Source organism: Streptomyces sp. NPDC057877, assembly GCF_042796855.1.
Taxonomy (GTDB): domain Bacteria; phylum Actinomycetota; class Actinomycetes; order Streptomycetales; family Streptomycetaceae; genus Streptomyces.
In genome coordinates this window covers 102540-114954 of sequence record NZ_JBHVMS010000006.1, presented here as the reverse complement: position 1 = coordinate 114954, position 12415 = coordinate 102540, and the positions used below count along the sequence as shown (strand labels likewise).

Below are 12415 nucleotides of genomic sequence, written 5' to 3'. Positions count from 1 at the left end.
GACAGGCACTGCAGGCCTGCAGGCACTGCATCACTGCACCTCGGTGGAGGCATGCCTGATGAACTCCTCCAGAACCGCCCGCGCCCGGTCAGCCCGATCCTTCAACTCCGCCCTGTCGCCCGCCTTGTGCAGACCGGTGGTCAGCGCGTACGCCTCCTGCGCGGCATCGATCAGCGTCTGCGCACTCGCGATGAGCTGCACCCGGAACAACGCGTGCAACGCGATCCCCCGCAGCCGATAGGCCTCGTTCCGCGCCTCGACGAACGCGGCCCCGTCCGCATCCTCATCCTGCCGATGCCAACGATCCTGCTGCCCCCGCCGAAACTCCGTCAGCGCCCCCGCGAAGTCACTGTAAACAGCCATCCGATCCGCCCGAAGCTGCTGCTGCGCCGCGAACACCTGCTCCCGCGCGGACGCCTTCCACTGGAACGCGTGCGTGACAGCAGAGCCCAACAACGTACCCGCGATGGCGATCAGCGCCGAGAGAAGACCGTTCACGGAGGCAGAACATCACAAGATCGCCCGAGCCCGCAGACCCATAACGAGTCCCGCCCACCCGACCCTGCCCCAACCCGCGACCGCGCCGTAACCCTCGTCGGCGATGCCGACCACCCAATCAGAGTCGGCCTGCAACGCCCATTTCGCGCTCGGCAAGGCGCCGAAACTGTCGTGTGTAAGTGATCGATGGGTTCCTTGGTGCCCTCACAGAGCCCGCGTGTAGCCGCGTCTACTTCAGGGAGAGCAACTCGGCGGTGCGCAACAGGTACATCCGTATCTCGTCGTCAACGCAGTCCGCCTTGCGGCGCACGATCCCCGGCATTTCCCACAGTCGCCGGGGGTCCGTAACCACGGACGCCTTGCGTGGCGCCGTCCGGGACATCTGAGGAGCCAAGTCCTGCCCCGGCTCGCCGGGTGTCCGTCCGGAGCCCGGCGAGCCGATAATCGGAAAGACACTGCCTAGCGCCGCAGCCCGGACGAAGTGGCAAACCAATACGTCCGCTGTACGAAAGCAAAGGCGGTGTCTATCCCCGGACGCGAGTGACATCAGCTTGGGAAGCTCGTGTCCTCCGGCCAGGATTGTCTTCCTGACCTGCGGCTGAGGGCGCTGGTGTCCTGGGAGACCACCGCTCGATACCCCGCTGTTCCCTGCTGGATCCGGCACGCGTTTGGCACGGTACTCTTCGTCTCGTCCTTGCACGGGAGCAACGTTCCGAGCGCAAGGTGGCCGAGCAGCGCGCAGCTCGAAGACACGTCTGTCGGCCCCATACGGTGCTCGGACACTGGCAGTAGGCAGGCTAGGTGTATTGACCTGAAGCGTTGTTCACACGGCTGATCGGTGGGTGGCCGCCGAGTGCGGTGTGGCAGCGGTGGTGGTTGTAGGTATGCAGGAAGTCTGCCAGGGCGGCGGTGCGTTCGCCGTTGCTGGTGTAGGGCCGCAGGTAGGCCCATTCGTCGAGCAGGGTGCGGTTGAAGCGTTCGACCTTGCCGTTGGTCTGCGGCCGGTAGATGCGGGTGAGCTTGCCAGCCGCGCCGAGGTCGGCCAGTGCCTGCCGCCAGGCGAAGCTCTTGCGGTAGGGCCAGGCGTTGTCGGTCAGGACCCGCTCGATTTGGTCGATGCCGCAGGTGGCGCAGAAGGCTGCGGCCCGCCGCAAGAAGGCGGCGCAGGTGGCGGCCTTCTCGTCCGAGTGGACCTCGCTGTAGGCCAGGCGGCTGTGGTCGTCGACGGCCCACCGGGCCCACGTCGCTCAGCACGGTCTTGGAGCGTTAGCCGTTGCGGGAGCTGCCGCCGTTCTTGCCAGCCGCAGCGTGCTTGTCGCAGCCGAGGTGGTCGGTGATCTCGCCCTCCAGGGCGGACTCCAGCAGCCGCTTGGTCAGTTGCTGCAGCAGCCCGCCCACGCCTGTCAGCTGCAGACCCTCGGCCTGGGCCCGGCACACCAGTTCGTCGATCAACTGGCCGTCCACAACCTTCGCCGACACCGCCTCTGCCGACTCGACACACTTGGGATCGGTCACGTCCTCACTGGCCATCGATGCATCTTCCATGATCGGGAGTTACACCGAACGCTTTACAGTCCCCGGGGCGCTCGGCTCCACGGCTTTAGAGGTCGTTCTCTTTCCGCACCTCACGTGTGGTTTCTGCTGGTCAGGCATGAGGTGGCGGATGTCGCGGGAGTCTCGGTTCGTTGCTGGCCGAGATTTGGTGGGGCTGTGGCGAATGCCGTCGATACGGACGGTCCTGGAGCCGCGGCAGAAGGTCGCGGCAGTGCGGGTGGAGAAACTCGAAGTTAAGCTGGAGCGGGTGCGGGCAGCTCTGGCGGAGGCGGAAGAGGTGCTCCGGCATCGGACGATCGGACTGGAGCAGTATCTGGAAGCACTGGCCGAGGAGGATGCACCCGTTGAGGCCGCTGCGTCGCAGAGGAAGCCGGTGGGCCCGCGTCGGGCGGTACCTCACCGCCAAAATGTGGCCGGGACCGAGGTGCTGTCGGTGGACTAGCAGGCGTTGATGGCTGCGGCCCTGGAAGCGGGAAGAGACGAGTTGGGTGCCCGGCGGGCGGCGGTGGTGCTTGGCTGGGACAGTGCTCCCGCCTCCCGCGTCGAGGGAGGCGGGAGCCCGGCTGAAACGGCTGGTGGAACGGCGTTGGTTGGTGAAGGAGAAGCCGGGCAGGTTCATGCTGCCCGCGCCGGAGCGGGATGCTGCTGGTGCCGGGCGGCCAGGCGTCGGGTCATGAGCATGGTCATCGACCACAGGGTGACCGTCTCGCTGGTGTAGGAGCGTCGTTCGTAGTCACGGACCAGGCGCCGGCTGCGCAGGAGCCAGTGAAGGATCTTTCGACGACCCAGCGTCGGCACAGGACCTCAAAGCTTTGGACGTCGTCGCTGCGGCGGACGATGTCGAGGACAATTCCGAGGTGCTGGGTGGTCCAGTCGGTGAGGTGACCGGAGTAGCCACCGTCGGCCCAGATGCGGGTAGTGATCCTTTACTGCGGGCAGCAGGCCGAGGGCGGCGTGCCGATCGGTGGTCGACGCCGGTGTGATCCGCACGGTCAAAAGCAGTCCGAGGGTGTCGGTGAGCAGGTGCCGCTTGCGTCCGTTGATCTAATGGGCGGTAGCTGAGCTCGTTGAAACACCTTCTCGATGTCGATCGCCGGCGTCAGCACGACGTCCTCCGTTGATCCGGGCCTCTGAGCCCTCAAAGAAGACTGACGTGTGCTGGCGCTCGCCGTCGGCATCGAGAGCGATCACTTGATCACCGATGATGATCGTGGTCCAAGCCCCCTGCGGGGACTACCTCTTACGTGCTCGGGAGCTACCAGCTCCGATCAAGACCGAGGGCCCCGCAGGTCGCTGGGGTCATGAACGGCTAATCGGATGTCGGGCCGCCGAGCCCTTCCATTAGAGAGACGCATGCCCTGCACGGCTGTGACCAGCCACGACACAGGTTCGATGAGGAAGCGTGAGGCGAGTGCAAGCGTTCTGCGGCATCGACTGGGCCAGCGATCACCACGACATAGCCGTCGTCGATGAAACGGGTTCGCTGCTGGCTCGTGCTCGCATTGATGACTCTGCGGAAGGGCTCGCCCAGCTGCTTCAGATACTCGCCGAGCACGACGATAGTCCGCAGGATCCCATCCCGGTGGCCATCGAGACCTCCCGCGGACTTCTGGGCGCCTGCCTACGGGCAACGGGCCGCCCCGTCTACGCCATCAACCCGATGGCCGCCGCCCGATACCGGGACCGACACACGGTCTCCCGCAAGAAGTCCGACCACCTGGACGCCATGGTGCTGGCGAACATCCTCCGCACCGATGCAGCCGCTCACCGCATGCTTCCCGCCGACTCGGAGGTGGCCCAGGCCGTCGCGGTCCTTGCACGTGCTCAGCAGGACGCCGTCTGGGATCGAACCCAGGCCGGCAACAAGCTGACCTCCCACCTGCGTGAGTACTTCCCCGGCTACCTGGCCGCCGTCGGGCACCGCCGCGAGGGCATCTATCACCCCATAGCCCGGGCTCTCTTGGCTGCGGCGCCGACCCCGCGCCAGGCGGCCAAGTTGACCAGGCCGCAGCTGCGGGCCGTACTGAAGAAGGCCGGCCGCAAGAACACCATCGACAGGGAGGTCGAGCGTCTGCACAGCGCACTTCGCGCATCGCAGATGCACCACCTCCCCCTGGTCGAGGAGGCCATGGGGCGTCAGGCAATCGCGCTACTTCGGCAGTTGGAAGCCGCGTGCGCGAGCGCCGACGATCTCGCCGAGGCCGCGGTGCAGGCGTTCGAGACGCACGCTGATGCCGAGATCATCACCAGCTTTCCAGGGCTGGGCCCCCTCAGTGGAGCTCGGGTTCTGGCTGAGATCGGCGACGACAGGACTCGGTTCGCCGACGCCAGAGGTCTGAAGGCATACGCGGGTTCCGCCCCGGTCACCCGGGCCTCCGGCAAGAGCGTGTCAGTCGCGGCCCGCAGGGTGAAGAACCAGCGGCTGGCCGGCGTTGGCTACATGTGGGCCTTCTCGGCGATGGCCCACTCAGACGGAGCGCGGGCTCACTACGACCGCCGACGCGAGGCCGGAGATCGGCACACGGCCGCGCAGAGGAACCTCTTCAACCGGATGATCGGCTGCCTCCACCACTGTCTGACTCACCGCGTCCCGTTCAACGAGGCCGTAGCCTTCCCGACCTTGCGAGAACCCCGTCTTGCCCTCGCCGCTTGACACGTTCTTCGCATCGGATGTCTTCTTCCCGGCGTCGAAGCCCCGCGAGACATGGGCGACGGTGGCATCCGCCTTCACCGACTGCGAGTCCTCGACCCTCGAGCTCGGCTCCGGCTTTCGGACCTCAGCCGTGCGGACGGTCTCGCGCAGCCGGTCGTGCAGTTCGGTCACCAGGCCCGTATCCCGCCATCGGGTGAAGAAGGCATACACCGGCGGCCAGGGCGGAAAGTCGGACGGCACTGCCCGCCACTGGATGCCGTTGTGGACGAGGTAGCGCACCATGTCGATTATCCAATGCCGCGAAGTTAAGGCCCCGATGGCAATGTCAAGGAGTTCGTGAGATGTGGCAGGGCCTCTGCTATCCAGGGGATCGACCAAGATCTTCCTGAGAGAGGAGAGGCCCTGTGGCCCAGTTTGTCACGGGCGGCACGCCTGACGTGCTCGCGCCCGGTCACATCGGCGAGTTAACCCAGGTCATCCCACCGGAGCTGGTGGATGCGGTGGGTGGAAGAGACCGGAGCCCGCGAGAAACGATTACGGAGACTGCCATCCCGGGTCGGGGTCTACTTCGTCCTGGCTCTCGGCATGTTCGAGTATCTGGGAGCTCAGCTGGTGTGGGACAAACTCGTAGCAGGGCTGAGCGGCAACGTGCCACGGCCGTCCGAGAAGGCACTTCGTGATCTGCGCCGGCGGGTGGGCGTCGCCCCTTTGCAGCGGCTCTTCGACGTGCTGGCGGGCCCGCTGGCCCAGCCCTCCACCCCCGGAGTGCGCTACCGCCGTTGGCGCACGGTCGCATTCGATGGATGCGGAAGCTTGTCGGTCCCCGACCACGAACGCAACAGGTCCTGGCTCGGTCGCACCGTGCGGCGCCACGGCCCGGCGGGTTACCCCAGCTGATGCTGATGACGCTGTGCGAGACAGGCACCCGCGGCCTGATCGCAGCAACCTTCGGTCCCGCCGTCAAAGCCGAGAGCGACTACGCCCGGGAACTGACCAGCCACCTCACCCCGGACATGCTCCTTCTGGCAGACCGTGCATTTGACGGCAACGAGCTCCTAGCCGCCATCACGCGACAGGGCGCGCAGTTCCTGGTGCGCTGCACCAGCACCCGGCGCCCACCGGTGCTGGCCGTGCTGCCCGACGGCTCGTACCTCACCCGCATCGGCAGCCTCTCGCTACGAGTGATCGAGGCCGAGGTCCAAGCACGCACCGTCGACGGCGGCACTTTCGGTGACACCTACCGCCTGCTGACAACACTCACCGACCATCGCACGGACCCCGCCGCCCGCTTGATGCGCCTCTACCATGAACGCTGGGAGATCGAGACCGCCTACCTGGCACTACGCCACACCCTCCTTCAAGGCCGGGTGCTGCGTTCGAAGGACCCGGTGGGCCTCTGCCAGGAAGTGTGGGGACTGCTCACCCTCTACCAGGCACTGCGCTCGATTATGGTGACCGCGGTGGAGACCGAACCCGGCTGCGACCCCGACCGGGCCGGCTTCACCGCCGCTCTGGAGGCAGCCCGCGACACGGTCGTCAGCCTCACCGGAATACTTCCAACAACCGGACCGCGCAACTACTCCGACCTGGTCGGACACATCGGTACCCGCATCCTGCGCACGCTCCCTCCCAAACGCCGGATGCGGCTTTCCGCCCGTATCGTCAAGAGCGGAATCTCCCGCTACCACACCTGGAACCGCGACGGACGCCCCCGCGACAGCACCCCGATCAGCGCCATCGAGATCACCGTCCACCCGCCGGCCCCTCCCGGCACACAGACGCCCAGCCAGACGGCCTCCAGGCGCTGGGACCAGGTCTGCCGGATCCTGGCGGCGAATGCGAACCAAGCCATGCATACCCGAGACATTGCACGCCGCCTCGGCCTCACCACCACACCGTCCATCAAGAGCCTCACAGCACAACTCTGCTACTGGACCCGCAATAACCGGCTCATCCGCACAGCCCCCTGCACCTATAAGCTCCCGCTCCCCGAGCCCTTGACAGCACCATCGGGACCTTAACTTCGCGGCATTGGTCGATCATCTGCCGATGGCAGTAGCCCTCCGGGCGGCCGCCCCGACCCGCCAGACACCCCGGACCGGCAGCCCGTACCGCAGCCCACTCCGCATCGCTCATGTCCGAGCCGTACCGGGGCCGACGCTCTGGCCGGTCGGCCGCGTTCCCGAACCGATGGGCGAGACAGCCACACCCAGGAGTGGACGGACTGGACCCGGCAGCTACCACCACGCAACGCTTCGACAGCAGGGCCTCTGGTTTCTCGCTGGACTCGACAACCGCGAGCTACCAGGAGGCCCTTCCTCTATGCCCCACCAGCCTACAAGTCACCCGGTCCAGGGCCCCGTTCGAACCAGACCGACCGCACGGCCTGATAGAGAACGGCCAGTTACGGAGCCACTTTGACGCGAGCCTCGAAGATCATGGCCCCCACGTCGTGCTTTACCGGACAGGTCCACAACCTGCCCGACGCGCCGCAAGCTTACGGGACCATGATCACTCGCCAAAGCAGCACCACGCCAAAGCCGCTCCACCGACCGGCGCACCAGCATGCGAGCTACTGTGAGTAACTGCCCGGTCGCCCGACAGGGAATCAATCGAACACCGCGTGACTACCACGCAAGGTGCCCTGCTATAGACTATCGCGACCACCCAAAATCGCTTCGGCAGGGAACCAGTGACGCAGCAAAGCACACTCGATCTCGGTGTCACCTTTAGAGATAACAGGAATCAGGCCGTTCATAGCTGGTACCCCTACGTCGAGGGATTTTCTGCAGACTACGTTCGCCAGAAACTCGCTCAGAACGAAAGGGTCTCACACGTTTACGACCCATTCGGCGGATCCGGCACGGTTCAAGTGGTTGCTTCGCACGCTGGCGTAAATTCCTCTTACTCAGAGATTAACCCTTTCATGTCCTTCGTGGCAGAGACAAAGGTCAACGCAGCGCGCACAGCCAGGAAAAAGCAATCCGAGTTTCAGGCGGCGGCTAAGCAATTTCTAAAGCACCTGCAGTCCGACAGCCTCGAACATGAAGCAAAACTTGTTGACCTATCACCGTACCATGAGGCTTTCCCAAAGCGTGACTTCTTTGAAGAAGCTCACCTACGCACGCTACTCGCCATCAAGAATCTAGCCCATCGGATTAGTGACGGCCGCGTCTGGCTTCGTGACCTTCTCTTGCTCGCTACTGCGTCTAATGCTGTAGCGAGCTCTCATATGACTCGCCGGGCGGATCTCAGGCGGCGACGGGCGAACGAATACGTCACGCGAGTCGTCGACGTTCAGGGTTTCGTCCATGCTTCCGTTACGCAAATGGTGCGCGACATCAATATAATCCCTGATCACGCGGCCTCCATGGTCAAACTAGCGGAGGATTGCCGAGATGTTCGTCACGGCGAAGCAAACGAATTCGATCTGGCAATCACGTCACCGCCTTACCTAAATGGAACAAATTACTTCCGAAACACTAAAATTGAGCTTTGGCTTCTCGACTTCATCAAGGCCGAAAAGGAGCTTCCGGGACTGTGCAGAAAGGCCGTGACAGCTGGCATCAATAATGTCAGCAAGACTCGCAACCTGGAGCACACTTACGAAAGTGTCGAGGAGGTGGCAGCGGCGCTTGATATAGCTTCTCCAGACAAAAGGATCCCACTCCTGGTGCGTCAATACTTCTCTGATATGACACAAGTGTTCCAAGCGGTACAGCACAGCCTAAAGCCCGGCGGACAGTTTATCTTCGACATCGGAGACTCCAAGTTCTATGGCGTGTATGTCCCCACAGATCGCCTGCTCGTCCAGGTAGCTGAGCGCGTCGGGTTCGAGGTTGTATCTGACGAGGTAATCGCTCGAAGGTATTCACGCGACCGCAGTGCGCTTCAGCAAGTCGAAATCATTTTCCGAAAGGGCTGACTGTGAAGCGCTCTGACCTGAAAGCCGCGATCAACGAATTCCAATCAACACTCCCATACACTAGGGGCGCATATGCGAGCCGCTCCTGGGGGCACAAGCTGCATTCCCTTTGCTCTTATCAGGGAAAATTCAAGCCGGCGATGGCCCACTGGCTTGTGAAGTCCTTCGCACCAGAAGGCGGCAGTGTTCTGGATCCCCTAGGCGGAGTGGGAACTGTGCCATTCGAGGCAGCCCTCCTAGGGAGAAGGGCAATCACGAACGACAAGAGCCCACTCGCGGCTACTGTCGGCGCAGCTAAAATGACCCCGCCCTCACTCGATGAAGCACTAGAGCAGATTTCCCGGCTGGAAAAGGAAATTCTGACAGTCAATCTCAGCGCCGACGACATCGCTGAAGCTGAATTCGGACTCAATGCATCAGTTTCTGCTTACTACCATCCCGAGACGCTGTTGGAGGTACTGAAGGCGCGCAAGGTCTTCCTGACGAAGGGAGTGCGAGGCGACGCTTTCATGTGGGCATCTCTACTGCACGTTCTTCATGGTAATAGGCCATACGCCTTGTCACGCACTTCCCATCCGATCACTCCATTCAATCCGACAGGTGAGTACATCTATAAGTCGCTCATTGAAAGATTGCAAAACCGAGTTACTTCTGCTCTTGCCGTACCACTGCCGCCGCTGTTCGTACAGGGCGAAGCTCACTATGGCGACTTCAGGGATCTTCCCAATAAAATTACAGATCCGGTCGACGCGATTATAACCAGCCCCCCATTCATCGGGATGCGTTTCGATCGACCTAATTGGTTGAGGATGTGGTTCTGCGGCTGGCGGGCAACAGACTTCCACACCAAGAGTCTAGATTTCCTTGAGCGGCAGCAAACAAAGTCGACCAGTGTCTACGCCGAATTCTTCTCGACCTGTACTCAACTTCTTGCATCCGGCGGTGTAATGGCGGTACACATTGGAAGTGGCGGCCGAGGTGACCTGGTGGGAGATATGCGAACCCTAGGGAAGGGGTATCTAGATCTCGTTGGTGAGTCAATCGAGAACGTCGAGCGGGTCGCTAATCACGGCCTCAGAGACAAGGGCCTTACAAAGCACCACCATATGCTGTTCTTCCAAAAAGTCTAACAGCGGCTAACATAATGAGCTGAGTTGTCGGTGCGCGATCAGGCAGCAGGCAACTTTTGAGGAACGCTTCGTGGATATCGGCTCTGCGTTCCCAGCGGATCCGTAGCCATGCAGCCACGCGAAGCTTCTCTCGATCACCCAGCGGTAGGTGCCCGGTCCGGTGCCGTGCCGTGTTCCGCGGCGGGCGATGGCCGGCACGATGCCGCGAGCGCGGATCTGATCTCGGTAGATGTCGTGGTCGTAGCCACGGTCGGCGAAGAGGGAGTCGGGTTTGCGGCGCGGTCGTCCGACCCGGCCGCGGACCGGCGGGATCGCGTCGAGTAAGGGCAGGAGCTGGGTGACGTCGTTGCGGTTGCCGCCGGTCAGCAGGACGGCGAGCGAGGTGCCGTGTCCGTCGGTGATGAGGTGGTGTTTCGAGCCTGCCCGGCCCTGATCGACCGGCGAGGGGCCCGTGTGGTTCCCCTCTTTAGCGCCCTGACATGGGAAGAGTCGACCACGCAGCGGGACCAGTCCAGCCGCGAGGCTGCGTACAGTTCGGCCAGCAGGACCTCGTGGAGCCGTTGCCAAACACCGGCCTCGTTCCAGTCCCGCAGCCGTCGCCAGCAGATCATGCCCGAGCCGAAGCCCAGCTCCTTCGGGAGGCACTCCCACTGGATGCAGGTGTGCAGCACATACAGGTCCGCACAACGCCTCCCGTCCGGTAACGCCTTGCGGCCGGGACACCGGAAGCGGCGCTCACGCTGCGGCAGCAGCGGCTCCAGGCGGTCCCACAGCTCATCCGACACGATCCACGGGGATGTCACCACGCCGGGCCGAACGTTCAACTCCCGCCCTGGACACGGCAACCAACGCCGATCCACCTCATTGTGTCAGCCGTTGTCAGGGCCGTCACAAGTTAGCGGTGAGCCTCGCTATGCCCGAGGCTCACCGTGCTCCATGTCACTCGTCCTCTAGTAGCCTTACAGCCGCAGCACGGGCGAGTAGATCCTCATAAATTTCCGGGCTCAAATACTGGAGCTGCTCACCCAATCTAATCTCAGGGTGAATCTCCTGAACTTTACGGGCTACGGAGAAGAAGGTTCTAGGCTCCCAAGTAGTGGCATATCTGATTATGTCATTGGTGATCCTGTCGAGCTGCTCCATGTTCACACGCTTCTCAACAAGCTCGTCGTAAGGAAGTCCGCAAATTCGCGAAAGCTCCCGGAGTTGCAACTCGCTGTAGAATTCTACCGGGAACCGATCCTTTTTGTTGTTATTGCATTCCGCACATAGACACGTCGCGTGCTCATCGATCGGCCACAGGTAGGCCAATGGACGCGTATGATCCAGCTGCACTTGATTAAGGGAAATTTTTTTCTTGCAATTGAAGCAACGCCGTTCGAATCTTTCCCAGACTTGAGACTTGAGTCCCTCACCAGTCCGCTTTTTGATTTCTTGAAGGATGCTGGATTCCTGCAGGAAAATCTTTCTTTCCCGCGTGATCACCGAAGACTCGTGAAGCTGGTCTACCGTACGGGACGGGTTAAAATTATCATTTATTCGCCATTTTTTACAGGACCTACACTCGTTCTGATGGTGAGTTCGCTTTGCATTGTGCTTATGAAAGGCCAGTGATCCCAACTTGTTCATATTGATCGGCAGAAGGCGTCCACAGTAAGAGCACTTCTTTAGGTGCAGCCAATCCCCTTCCTCCGCTACGACAGAAGTGGTCGAGGGCGCCAAATCTGCGTTAAGCGCGATCGCATGATCAAGGTAGTACGTTTCAGGAGTTATAGACCTGCCGGCCTCCAAAATTTCCTCGAAAGTTACCCCATCAGGGATAGCGGCAGGCCCAATATCAAGCCCCCACACGTCTAGCGCATCTGTGCCGGCCCAGAAGAGTTCCAGAGAAATTGGCCCCGGCTCATCTGCACTCAGCGCGAACCCAACTCGCGTGAAATCTGCCGAGAGATTGAACACCCCGCTCTTGGAAACGTTGCCCCGACGAAGCAGCGCGGTTAGCTCCAGAGGAGTCTCAGCTGCAATGTAGGCACCAAAAGCCACGAGGGTGCCGTGTGCGGTTTCAACAGTCGGTTCGGCAGTGAAGGTGAGGTGATTGTCCAGATTTACCCCAGGATAGACCTTGACACTCCGAACGCGATTAAGTTCCTGATAATCCCTTTTAGATGCATACGCGTCGTCTCGGGTGTGCTTCGCAAGGCGTCTCATGGCGACTGATCGTAATCACCGCGTGGACCGTCCGCGGACGGAACCAGTCACTCGCTTGCCCTGTGCGGCTCTGACCTGCTGACTTGCCGGGACAACATACGGCTTCCGGAGCCATGTGCATTGGTTCGACTCCAGCCCAGGTTCACGGCTCCCCGCTCTTGCTCGGCTTCTTCGCACTGACCGCCACCGCCCGAGCCCCGCCCTTGGTCGGGGCGCTGTCCGCCCGACCGCTCAGGACAGCGCGTACGCCAGGCCGAACGGGTCCGTCACGATTGACATCCGCGCCACTTCCATCACCACAAGGGCGGCGCTGACGTCCCGCCCCAGGTACGCCCCCCACGCGTCGCCACCTGCCTCCAGCGCACCCATGAGGGTGATCAGCGCAGCCAGCACAGTAGCGGCCTCACCAGCCCAGGAACCGTCTGCCGAGCGCCCCCGCGCGATCAT

8 protein-coding genes and 5 pseudogenes are annotated in these 12415 nt (G+C 62.4%); 5 read left to right on the top strand and 8 right to left on the bottom strand.

Translation table 11 applies throughout. The features are described from left to right. Window positions 1-30: 30 nt before the first annotated feature. From ACFVQG_RS19095 to ACFVQG_RS19085, 3 genes and pseudogenes are all read right to left on the bottom strand, one after another. The gene (locus ACFVQG_RS19095) at window positions 31-498 is read right to left on the bottom strand and encodes a hypothetical protein (protein WP_383384127.1); all 468 of its coding nucleotides are present in this window, start codon (window positions 496-498) and stop codon (window positions 31-33) included. A gap of 797 nt (window positions 499-1295) precedes the next feature. Then, window positions 1296-1727 (bottom strand): annotated as a pseudogene (locus tag ACFVQG_RS19090) (integrase core domain-containing protein); the annotation flags it as partial. Between the two features lie 40 nt (window positions 1728-1767). Further along, a pseudogene (locus ACFVQG_RS19085) lies at window positions 1768-2028 on the bottom strand (transposase); the annotation flags it as partial. A 241-nt stretch (window positions 2029-2269) separates the two neighbouring features. On the opposite strand from ACFVQG_RS19085, the gene ACFVQG_RS19080 reads away from it, so the two are divergent. Beyond that, the gene (locus tag ACFVQG_RS19080; protein ID WP_383384124.1) at window positions 2270-2494 is read left to right on the top strand and encodes a hypothetical protein; all 225 of its coding nucleotides are present in this window, start codon (window positions 2270-2272) and stop codon (window positions 2492-2494) included. 362 nt (window positions 2495-2856) lie between these two features. On the opposite strand, the gene ACFVQG_RS19075 is transcribed toward ACFVQG_RS19080, so the two are convergent. Further along, a complete protein-coding gene (locus ACFVQG_RS19075) occupies window positions 2857-3042 on the bottom strand; it encodes a hypothetical protein (RefSeq protein WP_383385533.1) in 186 nt (61 codons plus the stop codon). Window positions 3043-3463: 421 nt separating this feature from the next. On the opposite strand from ACFVQG_RS19075, the gene ACFVQG_RS19070 reads away from it, so the two are divergent. Then, a complete protein-coding gene (locus ACFVQG_RS19070) occupies window positions 3464-4705 on the top strand; it encodes an IS110 family transposase (RefSeq protein WP_383384121.1) in 1242 nt (413 codons plus the stop codon). A 216-nt stretch (window positions 4706-4921) separates the two neighbouring features. On the opposite strand, the pseudogene ACFVQG_RS19065 reads toward ACFVQG_RS19070, so the two are convergent. Then, window positions 4922-4987, bottom strand: a pseudogene (locus ACFVQG_RS19065) (hypothetical protein); the annotation flags it as partial. A 155-nt stretch (window positions 4988-5142) separates the two neighbouring features. Here ACFVQG_RS19065 and ACFVQG_RS19060 point away from each other — a divergent pair. The 3 genes and pseudogenes from ACFVQG_RS19060 (at window position 5143) to ACFVQG_RS19050 (ending at window position 9760) form a co-directional block, all read left to right on the top strand. Beyond that, window positions 5143-6726 (top strand): annotated as a pseudogene (locus ACFVQG_RS19060) (IS4 family transposase). Between the two features lie 905 nt (window positions 6727-7631). After that, a complete protein-coding gene (locus ACFVQG_RS19055; protein ID WP_383385529.1) occupies window positions 7632-8630 on the top strand; it encodes a restriction endonuclease in 999 nt (332 codons plus the stop codon). Between the two features lie 2 nt (window positions 8631-8632). Continuing rightward, window positions 8633-9760, top strand: a complete 1128-nt coding sequence (locus ACFVQG_RS19050) for a hypothetical protein (protein ID WP_383384120.1) — start codon at window positions 8633-8635, stop codon at window positions 9758-9760. On the opposite strand, the pseudogene ACFVQG_RS19045 reads toward ACFVQG_RS19050, so the two are convergent. From ACFVQG_RS19045 to ACFVQG_RS19035, 3 genes and pseudogenes are all read right to left on the bottom strand, one after another. Next, a pseudogene (locus ACFVQG_RS19045) lies at window positions 9720-10563 on the bottom strand (IS5 family transposase). The gene ACFVQG_RS19050 and the pseudogene ACFVQG_RS19045 sit on opposite strands and share 41 nt — an antisense overlap. A gap of 136 nt (window positions 10564-10699) precedes the next feature. Next, window positions 10700-11968, bottom strand: coding sequence for an HNH endonuclease (locus ACFVQG_RS19040; protein ID WP_383384117.1), 1269 nt, complete (start codon window positions 11966-11968; stop codon window positions 10700-10702). A gap of 231 nt (window positions 11969-12199) precedes the next feature. Next, on the bottom strand, window positions 12200-12361 hold the full coding sequence (locus ACFVQG_RS19035; RefSeq protein ID WP_383384114.1) for a hypothetical protein: 162 nt from the start codon (window positions 12359-12361) through the stop codon (window positions 12200-12202). Window positions 12362-12415: the final 54 nt, after the last annotated feature.